Origin of the sequence: Pseudomonas sp. B5(2017), from assembly GCF_002112825.1 — a bacterium.
In the GTDB taxonomy this organism is placed as follows: Bacteria; Pseudomonadota; Gammaproteobacteria; order Pseudomonadales; family Pseudomonadaceae; genus Aquipseudomonas; species Aquipseudomonas putida_Z.
The window spans coordinates 1-16555 of the sequence record NZ_NEIR01000021.1; the positions used below are offsets into that span (position 1 = coordinate 1).

Genomic DNA, 16555 nt, shown 5'->3' on the forward strand with positions numbered 1-16555 from the left:
CAAGGCCGCTCCTACAGGGACCGCGTCAGATTGCCAAATCCTGCATCGCCGCACAGATCGTCAGATCCCGCCACCTGCCAGCATCCACCGTCGGCCGGTGGACGAGGTTCTTGTGGGAGCGGCCTTGTGTCGCGAAAGGGCCGCAAAGCGGCCCCGGCAATCTCTGCAGCGACGCTGAAACCTGGGGCTGCTGCGCAGCCCTTTCGCGACGCAAGGCCGCTCCTACAAGGGATCGCGTCAGATTGTAAAATCCTGCATCGCCGTACAGATCGTCAGATCCCGCCACCCGCAAGCAATTGCGTCATCACCTCGGCCAACGCCTTGACCATCACATCCGCCGTCGGCCGGTGGACGATGACGATTTCGTAGCTGTCGACTTCCGGCAACCCTTGCCCTGCCCCCAGCACCCGGTGCTCACCAGTGGCCGCCCGTGGCGGCAGCAGGCTGATACCCATGCCATCGGCGACCGCTGCCTGGATACCGCTGAGGCTGGAGCTGGTGAAGCTGATGCGCCAACGCCGGCCCATGCCTTCGATGGCGGTGATCATGTCGTCGCGGTACAGGCCACGGGGCGGGAAGGTCACCAGCGGGATCGGGTCCAGCTCGAAGGCGGGCGTGCGCGCGCTGTCGATCCACTGCAGGCGTTCGGGCCAGCAGGCCACGCCTTCGCGGCTGTTGCGCCGCTGCTTGAGCAACACCAGGTCGAGCTCACCGTTGTCGTAGGCCTGGCTGAGGTCGCGGCACAGGCCGCTGGTCACTTCCAGCTTCACCTGCGGGTGCAGCCGGCTGAACGCCGACAATGCATTGGTGGTACGCCCGCCCACGAAGTCCTCGGGCACGCCAAGGCGCACGGTCATGCCAACCATCGCCCCGGCCAAGGCTTCGAGCATCTGGTCGTTGAGGGCCAGCATGTGCCGGGCATAGCCGAGCAGGGTCTGCCCGGCGTCGGTCGGCAGCACGTCGCGATTGCCACGCACCAGCAGACGGTGGCCAACCATATCCTCCAGGCGGCGCACCTTCTGGCTGATGGTCGATTGGGTGGAGTGCAGCCGCGCAGCAGCCGTGGTGAAGCTGCCGCAATCGGCCACCACGACAATGGCACGCAACAGGTCGAGGTCGAACAGGGCCCTATTCGATTTCACGCTGATGGACATCTTGATATTCAACTTCTGAATGGCAAGACTGACTTCTACCACGCCACCTGCTGCACCGCAACGCGCACCGCTAGTCGCCGACTGCCACGCCTTCGCGCCGCGGGTCGGCACCGCCCGACCAACCCTCGCCACTGCGCTGGATGATCTGCATGCCACTGGTCATGGTCATCGGCGTCACCTCATGCCCCCAGGCTGCCAACTGGCGGATCAGTGCCGGGCTGGCCAACCCCGCCTCTACTTCGGTGCCGGCATTGCGGCTGCCGAAGTTGGGCAGGCCGGCGGCCTGCTGCGGGTCGAGCTGCCAATCCAGCAGGCCGATCAGCGCCTTGTTCACGTAGCCGATGATCTGCGAGCCACCGGGCGAACCCAGGCTGGCCACCAGCTCGCCGGAAGCTTGCGAGAACACCAGGGTCGGCGCCATGGCCGACAGCGGCCGTTTGCCCGGTTGCACCCGGTTGGCCACAGGCTTGCCTTGTTCCCGGGGGATGAACGAGAAGTCGGTCAGGTGGTTGTTGAGCAAAAAGCCCTTGACCATCAGGTGCGAGCCGAACGCCGCTTCCACCGAAGTGGTCATGGCCAGGGCCTGGCCGCGGTCGTCCACCGCGCTGAGGTGCGAGGTGGATATGCGCAGCGGCGAGCGGTCTGGCGCCAGGGCCAGATCGGCCCCCTGCGGCTGGCCCGGGCGGGCGCGTTTCATGCTGTACTCGCCGACCTGCGCAGCGCGGCTGGCCAGGTATGCGGAGTCGGTCAGGGCCTTGAGCGGCACCGGCACGTAATCGCTGTCGGCCAGGTACTGGGCGCGGTCGGCATAGGCCAGGCGCTCGGCCTCGGCAACCAGGTGCACGGCCAGCGGCGGGGCTTCCAACCCGGCAACCGACGAAGTGCGCAGCGGCCGCATGGCGGCAAGGTCGCGCTTTGGCGAAGCCCGTTGCAGTGCCTCCAAGATGCCCAGGGTCTGCAGCACCGTCACCCCGCCCGACGACGGCGGCGGCATGCCACAGATGCGCCAGGCCTTGTAGGGGCCGCACAGCGGCTCGCGCATCTTGGCCCGGTAATGCTGCATATCCTGCAACGACAGGTAGCCGGCATTGGCATGGCTGCGCACCTTGGCGACGATGGCTTCGGCGATCTCGCCGCTGTAGAACACTTCGGGGCCGTGCGCGGCAATCTGCTCGAAGGTTTGCGCAAGCTCGGGGTTGCGCAAGGTAGCCCCCACCGCCAGTGGCTTGCCCTGTTCATCCAGGAAGTAGCGGGCCATGGCGGGTGATCGGGCAATGAACGGGTCGCCCGCCACCAGCGTGTGAAGGCGCTCGGAAACCGTAAAACCGTTACGTGCCAGCGCAATGGCCGGGGCGAACAGGTCGCGCCAGGGCAGCTTGCCGTGCTGCTCATGGGCCAGCTTCAGGGCACGCAGAACCCCCGGTACGCCCACCGAACGCCCGCCGATCTGCGCCGCCCTGAATGGCATCGGTGAACCATCGGCTTGCAGGAACAGGTTTTCCGTCACCGCCGCCGGGGCTGCCTCGCGGCCATCGAACGCCTGTACGCGCTGCCCATCCCAGTAGAGGATGAACCCCCCACCGCCAATGCCGCTTGATTGCGGTTCGACCAGGGTCAGCACCATCTGCATGGCGATGGCCGCGTCGATGGCGCTGCCACCGGCACGCAGCATCGCCCGCCCCGCCTCGCTGGCCAGCGGGTTGGCAGCTGCAGCCATGTGCCGGCTGGCATGCACCGGCTGCAGGCCGGTGCGGTAGCCGGAGGCCAGTTCCGGTGGTGCGGGCAGCACCTGGTCGGCACAGGCCCAGCCACTGGCAGCTACCAGGCACAAGGCGCCCATCAGGGGGGTGGAGAATGTCATCGTTGTGCTTCCCGCCATTACCTATTCAGCAAGGCACTGTCTGTCATGCGCAAACTTAACTTCAAGCCCTGGCGTGTTTTTTCTAGGATGCGGGCAGGTCATCGAGGAGCCTGCCCCATGCGTTCACTACTTGCTGCGATGCTGTTCGCCCTGTGCACCAGCCTTGCCGCCCACGCCGAGAGCACTGCCATGGACAACCGCCTGCACAATGCTGCCCGTCACGATGATGTGCGCACCCTGCAACAACTGCTGGCACAAGGTGCGCAGCTGGAGAGCCGTGACGAGCAAGGGCGCACTGCCCTGCTGGTGGCCACCCATGGCAACCAGGTTGCGGCCGCGAAAGCGCTGATCGAGGCCGGTGCCGATGTGAATGCCAAGGACAACATCGACGACAGCCCGTACCTGTATGCCGGGGCACGTGGCCTGAACGACATCCTGCGGCTGACCTTGAGCCACGGTGCCGACCTCAAGAGCACCAACCGGTATGGAGGCACTGCTCTGATACCCGCCGCCGAACGCGGGCATGTCGAGACCGTGCAGTTGCTGATCGATGCCGGGGTGGACGTGAACCATCTCAACCGCCTGCACTGGACTGCGCTGCTGGAGGCGGTGATCCTCGGTGACGGCGGGCCACGGCATGTGGAGATCGTGCGCCGGCTGCTGGTGGCCGGGGCAGATAGGCAGATTGCCGACAAGGATGGGGTGACCGCGCTGGAGCATGCGCGGCAGCGGGGGTATCGGGAAATGGAGGCGTTACTGGCCCGCTAGGCAATGCTGGCTTTCGAATGCCGGGGCTGCTTTGCAGCCCAATCGCGACGCAAGGCCGCTCCCACATGTAATCGTTTGCCTCACAGGCGCTGCTGTACCTGTGGGAGCGGCCTTGTGTCGCGATTGGGCCGCAAAGCGGCCCCAGCAATTTTGCAGGAATGCGAAGACCCTGGGGGCGCTTCGCGCCCCTTTCGCGACACAAGGCCGCTCCTACAGGTCAGGCCACTTCTTCGAACGGCAGCCCTACATAGTTCTCGGCAATGTTCACCAACCCCGCCGGCGAGGTCAGGAAGTACTCGCGGTCGGCCTCCTGCATCTTCTGGTCCCAGGCGTCCTTGTGGCTGCCGAAGTCATGCAGCAGCTGGGTCATGAACCAGCTGAAACGCTCGCCTTTCCACACCCGGCGCAAGGCCAGCGGCGAATACTGCTGCAGCAGGTCGGTGCGCCCTTCGCGGTACACCTTGACCAGGATGCGGTACAGGTAGTTGACGTCCGATGCCGCCAGGTTCAGGCCCTTGGCGCCGGTCGGCGGGACGATATGCGCAGCATCCCCGACCAGGAACAGCTGGCCATACTGCATCGGCTCGACCACCAGGCTGCGCAGCGGCGCGATGCTCTTCTCCAGCGCCGGGCCGGTGACCAGGCGCGCAGCCACGTCTTCGGGCAAGCGTGCCTTCAGTTCCCCCCAGAAGCGCTCGTCGGACCACGCCTCCACCTGCTCTTCCAGCGGTACCTGCAGGTAGTAGCGGCTACGGGTGTGCGAACGCTGGCTGCACAGCACGAAACCGCGTTCGTGGTGGGCGTAGATCAGTTCGTGGTTGACCGGTGGCGTGTCTGACAGCATGCCCAGCCAGCCAAACGGGTAGACCCGCTCGTACTGCTTGAGGATGCCCTCGGGGATGCTCTGCCGCGAGACACCGTGGAAGCCGTCACAGCCGGCAATGTAGTCGCAGTCCACCCGGTGCACCTGGCCGTCTTTTTCATAGGTCAGGCAGGGCCGTTCGCCCTTGAGTTCGTGCGGCTGGACATTGCTTGCCGAATAGATGATCGGCGCGCCGCTGGCTTCACGTGCCTGCATCAGGTCACGGGTGACTTCGGTCTGGCCGTATACCATCACCGTCTTGCCACCGGTCAGGGCCTTGAGGTCCAGGCGTTGGCGGCGCCCGCCGACCAGCAGTTCGACACCCTCGTGTACCAGGCCTTCACGGTCCATGCGCTCGGCCACACCGGCTTCACGCAGCAGGTCGACCGTGCCTTGCTCCAGCACCCCGGCACGGATGCGGCCAAGCACGTATTCGGGCGTCTGGCGTTCGACGATGACCGTATCGATACCGGCCTTGTGCAGCAGTTGGCCCAGCAGCAGGCCAGACGGACCTGCACCAATAATTGCGACCTGAGTTTTCATTGTTGTTGTCTCTGTGCGGACGATGCCGGCCCTGGACTGGCAGTGGGGCGGCATCTGCTGTTAGGGTTTGCCCTTGCATTTTTAATGGCAAAAACAGCCATTGAAGTGTGCTATTCCATGCATAACCTGCACTTTTACAAAAAACGTTCGATTAACGGACAGGCCTGCACGCATGAAATCCACCCTCCCCGGCGTCCCCTTGTTCAAGCTGTATGGCGAAAACCAGCCCTGGCCCGGCACCGACCTGCTGCACTGCGAGTCGATCCCGGCGCGTAGCCGTTTGCACCACTGGGAAATCAAGCCGCACCAGCATGCCGAGCTGTTCCAGTTGCTGTATGTGCAACGCGGCCGGGCCGAGGTGGAGGTAGAGGGGGTGCGCAGCGCCATCAGCGAAGCGGCGATCCAGGTGGTGCCGCCGATGACCGTGCATGGCTTTCGCTTCAGCGCCGATATCCAGGGGCATGTGCTGACCTTCGGCACGGCACTGGTGGCCAACCTGGAGCAGCGCCTGGGCGCGCCGCTGGCGGTGCTGGCGAAGGCGGCGTGCTACCCGCTGGGCCGGGACCGGGTGCGCTTGCGCAGCCTGATCGAGACCCTGCAGCAGGAGTACCAGGGCAACGCCCCGGCGCGGGCGGCACTGCTCGAGGCGCTGGTGACGGCGCTGATGGTGTGGATCAGCCGTCGCCAGCAGTTGAGGCAGCCGCCTCGCAACCGCGATGAACGCGACCGCCAGTTGCTGGGGCAGTACCTGCGCCTGGTCGAGGCGCATTACCGTGAGCACCTGTCGGTGGAGGACTTTGCCGCGCGGCTGAATATTCCGAGTTTGCAACTGAACCAGCTGTGCCGGGCGCTGAGTGGGCAGACCGCGCTGCAGGTGGTGCACCAGCGGTTGCTGCTGGAGGCGCGGCGCAACCTGATCTATACGCGGATGAGCATCGGGCAGTTGTCGGATAGCCTGGGGTTTACCGACCCCACCTATTTTGCCCGGTGGTTCAAGCGGTTGAGTGGGCAGACGCCGAATGGGTATCGCAGGTCGGGGTTGTCTGAGTAACTTTTTCGCCTGTGCTGCCCTCTTCGCGGGTGAACCCGCTCCCACAGGGACGGCGGTGCCCTCAAGGCCTGTGCACTTCCTGTGGGAGCGGGTTTACCCGCGAAGAGGCCGGCACAGGCAACACACATCCCATGCCCCTGCTTGACGTATACGTCAACCTGCCCTCAGGATACCCGCATACCCCACGCCGAGCCCCAGCATGAGCACCCAGACCTACAGCATCTCCGACCTGTCCCGCGAGCTGGACATCACCACCCGCGCCATCCGTTTCTATGAGGAACAGGGCCTGCTGAGCCCCGAGCGCCGTGGCCTGGAGCGTATCTATTCGGCGCGTGACAAGGTCAGCCTGAAGCTCATCCTGCGCGGCAAGCGCATCGGCTTTTCGCTGGCCGAATGCCGCGAGCTGATCGAGCTGTACGATCCCTCCAGCGGCAACCTCAAGCAGCTCAACAGCATGCTGGCGAAAATCGCCGAGCGCCGCGCCCAGCTGGAACAGCAGATGCTCGACATCCACCAGATGCAGCTGGAGCTGGACACCGCCCAGGAGCGCTGCGAACAAGCCCTGGCCGCCACCCTGAACAACAAAGACAACCGCTGAACGCCACAGGAAACCCGCCATGTCCTTGCCCAAACACGTCCGCCTGGTCGAAGTAGGCCCCCGCGACGGCCTGCAGAACGAAGCCCAGCCCATCAGCGTCGCCGACAAGGTGCGCCTGGTGGACGACCTCACCGAAGCGGGCCTGGCCTATATCGAAGTGGGCAGTTTCGTCTCGCCCAAGTGGGTACCACAGATGGCCGGCTCCGCCGAAGTGTTCGCCGGCATCCAGCAGCGCCCGGGTGTCACCTATGCGGCGCTGGCCCCCAACCTGCGCGGTTTCGAGGACGCCCTGGCCGCCGGCGTGAAGGAAGTGGCGGTGTTCGCGGCCGCCTCCGAAGCCTTCTCGCAACGCAACATCAACTGCTCGATCAGCGACAGCCTCAAGCGCTTCGAGCCGATCATGGAAGCCGCGCGCAACCACGGTGTGCGCGTGCGCGGCTATGTGTCGTGCGTGCTCGGCTGCCCCTATGAAGGCAAGGTCAGCGCCGAGCAGGTCGCCCCGGTGGCCCGTGCCCTGCACGACATGGGCTGCTACGAGGTATCGCTGGGTGACACCATCGGCACCGGCACCGCCGGCGAAACCCGGCGCCTGTTCGAGGTGGTCGCGGCACAGGTACCGCGCGAGCAACTGGCCGGGCACTTCCACGATACCTATGGCCAGGCCCTGGCCAACGTGTATGCCAGCCTGCTCGAAGGCATCAGCGTGTTCGACAGCTCGGTGGCCGGGCTGGGCGGCTGCCCCTATGCCAAAGGCGCTACCGGCAATATCGCCAGTGAAGACGTGGTGTACCTGCTGCAGGGGCTGGGCATTGAAACCGGCATCGACCTGGACCTGCTGATCGCCGCCGGCCGCCGCATCAGCAGCGTGCTGGGCCGCGACAACGGGTCGCGGGTAGCGCGGGCGCGCAGCGCGCAATAAGTCATACGGGTGTCACATTGGTGTGGGTGAAGTGTTACCGCCCCCACGTTTTGCAGCAAAAAATCGGGTAACAGGGAAACAAATCGGCAGAATTTCAGGCCGTTCGATTTCGACTGAAATCGCCAAGTGCTTGATTTTAAAGGGTTTGCAAAAGTTGGCACGCACCCTGCTATATCTCTGGCACAACAACAAAAAGAATGTGACACCCAATAAAAACAACAGGTAACGGCTCTGACATAACAAGAACAACACGGCAGAGGCGTAGCAAGCAGATTTTTTTGGAGTCGACACGCTTTTCAGGGGTACGCCCCGCGGTCTGGCACAGAACAATAAAACTACCTCCAGGTAGCGGCAGCCAGGTTCGGATCAGCAATGATGAAGGCAGGTCAGCGCTCAAAAAAATACGTTTGCTCTTGACCCCGCATGGGGGTCGCCCGCAACACCAGGACAGGCTGACAAAAACAACAACAGGCCGGTCCCAATAATAAAAAAAGAGCAGGCAACAACGCTTTGAGGGGAGCTTCGGCTCCCCTCAGTGCTTCCTGCCCTCTTCCTCCTCCTGCTTTCCCTCATCCTGCCCTTCGAGCTTGTCCACCAGCAACGGCATCGTGCCCAGCACCAGCAGGGCCAGTATCGTGCTGATCAACGCCGTGGCTTCACGGCCCATGCCGGCTGCCGTACCGATGGCGGCGGTCATCCACAGCCCGGCGGCAGTGGTCAGGCCCTTCACATGGCTGGCGTCCTGGCCGTTACCCTTGAGAATGGTGCCCGCACCCAGAAAACCGATACCGGCGACAATGCCCTGGATCACCCGGCTCAGCGCCTGCTCATCGGCCCCGGCCATGCTCGGTGCCAGCACGAACAGCGCAGCGCCAAGCGAAACCAGCATATGCGTGCGCACCCCGGCGGCCTTGCCCTTGTGCTCGCGCTCGAAGCCCAGCACGGCGCCGAGCAGGGCTGCCATCAGCAGGCGTACGAGGATTTGCGTGACCTCGCGCTCGTCGGTGATATCGGCGAATTCGGCCTGGATTGCTTGCCAGATGAGGTCCATTGCTTTTCCCCTGCCTGAGTATTGCATTGCCAGGCCCGGCCTCTTCGCGGGTAAACCCGCTCCCACAGGTACTGCATTGCATTGAAACCTGTGCAAACCCTGTGGGAGCGGGTTTACCCGCGAAGAGGCCAGGCCTGCCATCTGCAAGGGTTGACCCCCGAACAAATGACAAAGTGCCGTTCAGCCTGCTGATGCAGCAACCTTCTCCTCAGCACGGTCCACCCTGTAACCACCCCCAGGAGGACCGCCCCATGCCCGTTGAAATCGATGAAACCACCCGCCGCTGCACCCTGCTGGGCGAAGACCTGCGCCTCGAGGGTGATGGCCCGTCCATCGAAATCGTCACCGACGAACAGCTGCGAATGTCCGTGGCCCTGCTCGCCGGCCAGCGTGTGCCCATCACCGAAGCCGAGGCCGATGCACTGACCGTGGCGGGTGCGGTGGATAGCCGCAGGCATCTGAAGGCAAGCACGCCAGGCTCGGTAATCTGAGGCCTGGCGGGGCTTGCCCGGAAATCTGATACGGTTTTTATCGCAAAATCTGAGCCTGTGCTGATAACAGCCTCAGGGCCATAGTGCTCATGCCTGATCGAGGCCTGATGAGCACCGAGCCATGAACGATAGAATCCCTTTCACAGAGATCGCCACCGCCCCAGCCAGCCCCCAGCCGCGCCGCGCCGACAATGGCATCCATACCCGCAGCTTCACCGGGCTGTACCGCAACCTGCGCATCGGCTTCGCCGGCGCCCTGTTCGTGCTGTTCTTCGGCACCGCCTGGCTGAACTGGAATGGCCGCCAGGCCGTGCTGTGGGACCTGGGCAACAGCAAATTCCACATCTTCGGCGCCACCTTCTGGCCGCAGGACTTCATCCTGCTGTCGGCGCTGCTGATCATCTGCGCCTTCGGCCTGTTCGCCATCACCGTGTATGCCGGCCGCGTATGGTGCGGCTACAGCTGCCCGCAAAGCACCTGGACCTGGCTGTTCATGTGGTGCGAAAAGGTCACCGAGGGCGACCGCAACCAGCGCATCAAGCTGGCTTCCGCGCCCTGGAGCCTGAACAAACTGGCCCGGCGCACGCTGAAGCACAGCCTGTGGCTGGCCATTGGTGTGCTCACCGGGCTGACCTTCGTCGGCTACTTCACCCCGATCCGCCCACTGGCCGCGGAGCTGTTCACCTTGCAACTGGGCGGCGTGGCGCTGTTCTGGGTGCTGTTCTTCACCGCCGCCACCTACATCAATGCCGGCCTGCTGCGCGAAGCGGTGTGCCTGCACATGTGCCCCTATGCACGCTTCCAGAGCGTGATGTTCGACAAGGACACCCTGGCGGTCGCCTATGACCCGCGGCGCGGCGAAGCCCGTGGCCCGCGCAAGAAAGGCAGCGACCTCCGCGCCCAGGGCCTGGGCGACTGCATCGACTGCACCTTGTGCGTACAGGTGTGCCCCACCGGCATCGATATCCGCGATGGCCTGCAAATGGCGTGCATCGGCTGCGCGGCGTGCATCGATGCCTGTGACGGGGTAATGGACAAGATGGGCTATGCACGTGGCCTGATCGGCTACAAGTCCGAACACAGCCTGCAAGGTGGCACCACCCATTGGCTGCGCCCGCGCCTGCTGGGCTACGCCGCCGCGCTGGGGGTGATGATCGCGGCGCTGGTGGTGGCCTTGCAGCTGCGCCCGATGGTGTCGCTGGATGTGATCAAGGACCGCGGCCTGTTCCGCGAGAATGCCCAGGGCCAGATCGAGAACATCTACCTGCTCAAAGTCATCAACAAGACCGAAAGCACCCGGCACTACCAGCTGCGCCTGCTGGACGCCGACGGCTTCAGCCTGCAGGGCAAGACCTCATTCATGATCCCGGCCGGTGAAATGAGTGAACTGCCGGTGTCGGTGGCGATGCTCGCCGAGCGCCCGGCCAGCAGCTCGCAGACACTGAGCTTCGAGATCAGCGAGCGCGACGACCCCGCCATCCGCAGCGTGGCCCACAGCCGCTTCGTCGCGCCGCTGAACCGTTGATCCCTTACACTGACTCCACCTTGCCTGCCAGGCTTCGACAGAAGGCCAGAATGAAACGCTACGAACGCTTTGCCGACGACATCGCCGAACTGATCCGCTCCGGGGTGCTGGGCCCCGGCCAGCGCGTGCCCTCGGTGCGCTATGCCAGCCAGACCCACGGGGTCAGCCCGTCCACCGTGTTCCAGGCCTACTACCTGCTGGAGCGGCGCGGGCTGATCCGCGCCCGGCCGCGCTCGGGCTACTTCGTCAACGCTCACGCCCCGCGCCAGTTCAGCGAGCCGCAGGCATTGCAGCCGGTCAGCGAGTCCACCGACGTCGACGTCAGCGCGCTGGTGTTCTCGATCCTCGACTCGATCAAGGACCCCAACACCGTGCCGTTCGGCTCGGCCTTCCCCAGCCCCGAGCTGTTTCCGCTGCAACGCCTGTCGCGCTCGCTGGCCAGCGCCAGCCGCAGCATGGACCCGCGCATGGTGGTGACCGACCTGTCACCCGGCAACCCGCAACTGCGCCGGCAGATTGCCCTGCGCTACATGGTTGGCGGGCTGATGTTGCCGATGGAGGAGCTGCTGATCACCAACGGCGCGCTGGAAGCCCTGAACCTGTGCCTGCAGGCCGTCACCCAGCCCGGTGACCTGGTGGCCATCGAAGCGCCCGCCTTCTATGCCTGCCTGCAGGTACTGGAGCGGCTCAAGCTCAAGGCCGTGGAAATCCCTGTGCACCCGCGCGAAGGCATGGACCTGGGCGTGCTGGCGCAAACGCTGGAGAAGCACCCGGTCAAGGCCGTGTGGTGCATGACCAACTTCCAGAACCCGGTGGGCGCCAGCATGCCGGAGGCGAAAAAGCAGGCACTGGTGGAGCTGCTGGCGCGTCATCAGGTGCCATTGATCGAAGACGACGTGTACGCCGAACTGTACTACTCGCAACAGGCACCCAAACCGGCCAAGGCCTTCGACACCCAGGGCCTGGTGATGCACTGCGGCTCGTTCGCCAAGAGCCTGGCACCCGGCTACCGCATCGGCTGGGTGGCAGCCGGGCGCTTTGCGCAGAAGATCGAACGGCTCAAGCTGATGACCTCGCTGTGTGCCTCGATGCCGGCCCAGGCGGCCATCGCCGACTACCTGCAGCACGGCGGCTACGACCGCCACCTGCGCAAACTGCGCTATGCCCTGGAAGGCCAGCAGGCCAACATGCTGGCGGCCATCGCCCGGCACTTTCCGGCGCAGACGCGGGTCAGCCAACCGTCCGGCGGCTACTTCCTGTGGCTGGAGCTGCCCGAACAGATGGACGCTCTCAAGCTGTTCCACATGGCCTTGGCCCAAGGCATCAGCATCGCCCCCGGGCCGATCTTCTCGCCCACCCGGCGCTTCGGCAACTGCATCCGCCTGAACTACGGCAGCCCCTGGCACGAGGATGCCGAACGGGCCATGGAAACCCTGGGGCGAATCATCCGCTCGTTCTGATGGCTGGTGCCCCGGTGGGCGACTATAGTTGCCCGATCCGCTCACCGGGCCCTCGCCATGCAAGCAGATTCGCTCCCGTCCCTGGCACAGCTGCAAGCGCGTGTCGCAGAACTGGAAGCTCGCCTGGCCGAGCGCGACGACACTGCACAGGCCCACAACCGGCTGCTGGGCGAATTGCTCGACAACAGCCTGGCCAACGTGTTTGCTGCCGACCGCAGCATGCGCCTGATAGCGATCAACCGCATGGCCCGGGAAACCTTCGCGCATTACCGTGGTTTCGTGCCGCAGATCGGCGATTACGTGCCGCAGTTCCTGCTCAACCAGCCTGACATCATGGGCCGCCTGGCACCGGTGTGGCCACGCGTGCTGGCCGGCGAAGCCTTCATCGACACCATCACTCTCGGCCCGCCTGACGCCCCGCGCCATTACGAGATTCGCTACCACCCGTTGCACGATGCGCAGCAGCAAGTCCAGGGCGGGTACCTGTTCGCCTATGACATCACCGAGCGCGTGGCCGAGCAGGAACGCCTGCGCCAGGCCGAAGAAGCCCTGCGCCAGTCGCAGAAAATGGAGGCGGTCGGCCAGTTGACCGGTGGCATCGCCCACGACTTCAACAACTTGCTGGGCAGCCTGCTTGGCGCACTGGAGCTGGCAGAGCAACGCCTGGGCCAGCAACGCTTTGCCGACACGGCCCGCATGCTCGAGCTCGGCCGTAGCAACGCACTGCGCGCCTCAGCCCTGGTGCAGCGGTTGCTGGCCTTTTCGCGCCAGCAGACGCTGCTGCCACAAGCGGTGGATGTGCAGCGCCTGGTCGCCGACATGCATGACCTGATCCGCAGCTCGACCGGCCCGCACATCGACTTCCAAGACCGCACACTGACTGAGCAATGGTCGATCCGCATCGACCCGCAACAGTTGGAGAACGCCCTGCTCAACCTGTGTATCAACGCCCGTGACGCCATGCCGCTGGGCGGCACCTTGCGCATCGGTTGCGAGAACGCCGATCTCGCAGCGGCCGAGGCCGAGCGCCTGGACCTGCCGACGGGCCACTACCTGCACATTCGAGTCGAGGACACCGGCGTGGGCATGTCCAGTGAGGTGCTGCAACGCGCCCTCGAACCCTTCTTCACCACCAAGCCACTGGGCCAGGGCACCGGCCTGGGATTGTCCATGGTCTATGGCTTTGTTCGCCAGTCCGGGGGGCAGTTGCTGATCGACAGCGTCGCCGGGCAAGGCACTTGCGTTCACCTGTACCTGCCCCGAGACCGGAGCGCTCCCGCAACCTGCAACGACGAGCCAGCCACATCCGCCACCGCGCCCCTGCAGGCGCGCGGGTGCCGGATCATGCTGGTGGAGGACCAACCGGCCTTGCGCCTGGTGCTGGTCGAAGTGCTGACGGAGCTGGGCTACCAGGTGCAAGCTTTCGAGGGCGGCCACCCGGCGCTTGAATCGTTGCAGGAAGGGCCACCACCGGACTTGCTGATCACCGATGTCGGTCTGCCTGGGCGGGTTGATGGTTACCAGCTTGCAGAGGCCTACCAAAACCTGGTGGAGCATGCCCCGGTATTGCTGATTACCGGCTACGACGCTGCCGATACGGTGCACTTTGCCCGGCCCGACAGGCGCACCGAACTGCTGCACAAACCCTTCGACCTGAGCACCCTTGGCGAACGGATCGAGCGGCTGCTGGCCATTGCGCCACACCCGCGTTGACTGGCTATTCGCCTGTTGCCGAACACGCTAAAGTCTGGGCTTCATCCACTGTCGGACGTCGGCATGCCCTCCCGCGACCTGCTTTCACTGCGCCAACAAGTCGAAGCCCTGCAGCAACAGAACGCGCTGCTGGAAGCCCGCCTGGCAAGCCATCAGCAACACGACCAGGACTTCTACCGCTCGCTGTTCGACACCATGGACGAGGGCTTCTGCATCATCGAGTTCTTCGACGGCCCGCACGGCCCGCTGAGCGACTATGTGCATGTGCTGGCCAACGCGGCCTATGCCAAGCACGCCGGCATCCCCAACGTGGTCGGGCAGAAACTGCGCGAGATGGTGCCCGATGAGGCCGACGATTGGGTCGCTCGTTATGGCGCGGTGCTGCGCACGGGCGAGCCGCTGCATTTCGAGCAGGAACTGGTCGCCACCGGCCATGTGTTGTCGGTGACCACCTTCCGCGTAGAGCCTGCCGAAAAGCGTCAGGTGGCGGTTCTGTTCAAGGACGTCACCGCACGCCGACGGGCAGAGCAGGCCCTGCAGCGCCTGAACGAGGAGCTGGAACAACGGGTGAATGCGGCACTGGCAGAACAGGCCAAGGCCGAGGAGGCCCTGCGCCAGGCACAGAAGATGGAAGCGGTCGGCCAGCTCAGTGGCGGCATCGCCCACGACTTCAACAACCTGCTGGGCGGCATCCTCAGTGCCCAGGAGCTGATGCGCCAACGCCTGGAACAATCCCGTTTCGACGCCCTGGAGCCGTTGCTGAAGCTGTCCAGCGACTCGGCGCAGCGGGCCTCTTCGCTGGTACACCGGCTGCTGGCATTCTCCCGTCAGCAGACCCTGCAGCCCTGCTCCACGCAGGTGGCCACGCTGGTGGGCGGCATGGAAGAGCTGCTGCGCCGCACCATCGGCCCCTCCATCACCCTGACCAGCCAATTCCCCTGCCAGCTGTGGCCGACCTTCATCGACCCGCCGCAACTGGAAAGCGCCCTGCTCAACGTGTGCATCAATGCCCGCGATGCCATGCCCACTGGCGGCGTGATCGATATCCTCGGTGACAACCTGCAGCTCGACGACCAGCAAGCCCGTGCACTGGAACTGCCAGCTGGCGAATACGTGCGGCTGAGCGTCAGCGACAGCGGCAATGGCATGTCGGCGGAGGTGGCCGAGCGCGCCGTCGACCCGTTTTTCACCACCAAGCCGATGGGCCACGGCACTGGGCTGGGCTTGTCGATGACCTATGGTTTCGTGCGCCAGTCGGGCGGGCAGCTACGGGTGTTGTCGACACTTGGCGAAGGCACCCGCATCGAGCTGCTGCTTCCCCGCCACCACCAGCACCCCGAAGCCCCGGCACCCAGGCCACCGCGCACACTGCTGGAAAAAAGCAGCAGCGCCACGCAGCGTATTCTGCTGGTCGAAGACCAGGCCGCCTTGCGCGTGGTCGTCTGCGAGGTGCTGGAAGAACTGGGCTATCGGGTCGATGCATTCGAGAACGGCCCGGCCGCCCTCGCCCACCTGCAAGCTGGCGAGCGGCCAGACCTGCTGTTGAGCGATATCGGCCTGCCTGGCGGCCTGAATGGCCGCCAGTTGGCTGAACGTTGCCGCGAGCGCCACCCCGACCTCAGGGTGCTGTTCATCACTGGCTACGACGAAAGCGCGGCGCTCAGTGACGGCCAGTTGCTGCAAGGCACTCAGGTGCTGACCAAGCCGTTCGAACTGGAAGTGCTGGCCGAACGGGTACGCACGCTGCTGGAGGATTGAACGGCGCGCTCAGCGCCCGCCGCCCAGGTCGATGAAGCTGCCGGTGGAGTACGAGGCTTTGTCCGAGAGCAGCCAGAGGATGGCCTCGGCCACTTCCTCGGGGCGCCCGCCGCGGCCCATGGGCAAGCCGGGCTCGAGCTTGCTGACCCGGTCGGGGTCGCCCGACAGCGCGTGGAACCCGGTATGGATGTAGCCTGGCCGCACACCATTGACTCGCACGCCCTCGCCTGCCACTTCCTTTGCCAGGCCAATGGTGAAGGTGTCGAGGGCGCCCTTGGAAGCGGCATAGTCCACGTATTCGTTGGGCGAGCCCAGGCGTGCGGCCACCGACGACACGTTGACGATGGCCCCGCCCTGCCCGCCGTACCTGCGGGCCATGCGCTTCAGTGCGTGCTTGGCGCAGAGCATGGGGCCGACGACGTTGGTCTTCATGACCTTGAGCAGGCGGAATTCGGACATGTCCTCGACCCGGCTTTGCTGGCCGATGGTGCCTGCGTTGTTGACCAGTGCGGTAACCGGGCCGAGTTCTTCGTCCACGCGCTGGAACAGCTGGATGACTTCATCCTCGACACTGGCGTCGGCGCGCACGGTGATGGCCTTGGCGCCCAGGGCGCGGACCTGGCCGAGGATGTCCTCGGCGGCCTGGTCGTCGGCGTGGTAGTTGATGCAGATGCGGTAGCCCTGGCGGGCGGCCAGCAGCGCCGTGGCGGCGCCGATGCCGCGGCTGGCACCGGTGATGACGATGACTTTCTCCATGGATCTGCCAATCGTTTGGAAAGGGAGCATCGACAATAGGGGAAA

The 16555-nt window shown here is 64.9% G+C and carries 14 protein-coding genes; 9 read left to right on the forward strand and 5 right to left on the reverse strand.

Annotation, left to right across the window (positions count from 1 at the left end; genetic code table 11):
- Positions 1-272 precede the first annotated feature (272 nt).
- A complete protein-coding gene (locus CAG00_RS25315) occupies positions 273-1154 on the reverse strand; it encodes a LysR substrate-binding domain-containing protein (protein ID WP_085591441.1) in 882 nt (293 codons plus the stop codon).
- A 70-nt stretch (positions 1155-1224) separates the two neighbouring features.
- Positions 1225-3015, reverse strand: a complete 1791-nt coding sequence (gene ggt / locus CAG00_RS25320) for a gamma-glutamyltransferase (RefSeq protein WP_085665613.1) — start codon at positions 3013-3015, stop codon at positions 1225-1227.
- Positions 3016-3132: 117 nt separating this feature from the next.
- Here ggt and CAG00_RS25325 point away from each other — a divergent pair, with 117 nt between their 5' ends.
- Positions 3133-3783 (forward strand): ankyrin repeat domain-containing protein, encoded by a 651-nt coding sequence (locus CAG00_RS25325; RefSeq protein WP_085665614.1) that lies wholly within the window; start codon positions 3133-3135, stop codon positions 3781-3783.
- Positions 3784-4000: 217 nt separating this feature from the next.
- On the opposite strand, the gene pobA is transcribed toward CAG00_RS25325, so the two are convergent.
- Positions 4001-5188: a 4-hydroxybenzoate 3-monooxygenase gene (gene pobA / locus CAG00_RS25330; RefSeq protein WP_085665615.1), complete on the reverse strand. Its 1188-nt coding sequence runs from the start codon at positions 5186-5188 to the stop codon at positions 4001-4003.
- A 172-nt stretch (positions 5189-5360) separates the two neighbouring features.
- On the opposite strand from pobA, the gene CAG00_RS25335 reads away from it, so the two are divergent.
- From CAG00_RS25335 to CAG00_RS25350, 3 genes are all read left to right on the forward strand, one after another.
- A complete protein-coding gene (locus CAG00_RS25335; RefSeq protein WP_085665616.1) occupies positions 5361-6239 on the forward strand; it encodes a helix-turn-helix domain-containing protein in 879 nt (292 codons plus the stop codon).
- A gap of 199 nt (positions 6240-6438) precedes the next feature.
- Positions 6439-6837, forward strand: a complete 399-nt coding sequence (locus tag CAG00_RS25345; protein ID WP_013972930.1) for a MerR family DNA-binding transcriptional regulator — start codon at positions 6439-6441, stop codon at positions 6835-6837.
- A gap of 19 nt (positions 6838-6856) precedes the next feature.
- Positions 6857-7756: a hydroxymethylglutaryl-CoA lyase gene (locus tag CAG00_RS25350; protein ID WP_061551595.1), complete on the forward strand. Its 900-nt coding sequence runs from the start codon at positions 6857-6859 to the stop codon at positions 7754-7756.
- A 532-nt stretch (positions 7757-8288) separates the two neighbouring features.
- On the opposite strand, the gene CAG00_RS25360 is transcribed toward CAG00_RS25350, so the two are convergent.
- The gene (locus CAG00_RS25360) at positions 8289-8807 is read right to left on the reverse strand and encodes an MgtC/SapB family protein (RefSeq protein ID WP_013972932.1); all 519 of its coding nucleotides are present in this window, start codon (positions 8805-8807) and stop codon (positions 8289-8291) included.
- Between the two features lie 251 nt (positions 8808-9058).
- Between CAG00_RS25360 and CAG00_RS25365 the strand changes: the two genes are divergently transcribed.
- From CAG00_RS25365 to CAG00_RS25385, 5 genes are all read left to right on the forward strand, one after another.
- On the forward strand, positions 9059-9298 hold the full coding sequence (locus CAG00_RS25365; RefSeq protein ID WP_085665618.1) for a DUF3203 family protein: 240 nt from the start codon (positions 9059-9061) through the stop codon (positions 9296-9298).
- A 121-nt stretch (positions 9299-9419) separates the two neighbouring features.
- Complete coding sequence (gene ccoG / locus CAG00_RS25370) at positions 9420-10823, forward strand: cytochrome c oxidase accessory protein CcoG (RefSeq protein ID WP_085665619.1); 1404 nt, start codon at positions 9420-9422, stop codon at positions 10821-10823.
- A 50-nt stretch (positions 10824-10873) separates the two neighbouring features.
- Complete coding sequence (gene mapR / locus CAG00_RS25375) at positions 10874-12283, forward strand: GntR family transcriptional regulator MpaR (RefSeq protein ID WP_025338884.1); 1410 nt, start codon at positions 10874-10876, stop codon at positions 12281-12283.
- A gap of 57 nt (positions 12284-12340) precedes the next feature.
- Positions 12341-13996, forward strand: a complete 1656-nt coding sequence (locus tag CAG00_RS25380; RefSeq protein WP_085665620.1) for a PAS domain-containing sensor histidine kinase — start codon at positions 12341-12343, stop codon at positions 13994-13996.
- A 63-nt stretch (positions 13997-14059) separates the two neighbouring features.
- Positions 14060-15754: a response regulator gene (locus CAG00_RS25385; RefSeq protein ID WP_085665621.1), complete on the forward strand. Its 1695-nt coding sequence runs from the start codon at positions 14060-14062 to the stop codon at positions 15752-15754.
- Between the two features lie 9 nt (positions 15755-15763).
- Here CAG00_RS25385 and CAG00_RS25390 read toward each other — a convergent pair whose 3' ends face one another.
- Positions 15764-16510, reverse strand: a complete 747-nt coding sequence (locus CAG00_RS25390; RefSeq protein WP_085616981.1) for an SDR family oxidoreductase — start codon at positions 16508-16510, stop codon at positions 15764-15766.
- Positions 16511-16555 lie beyond the last annotated feature (45 nt).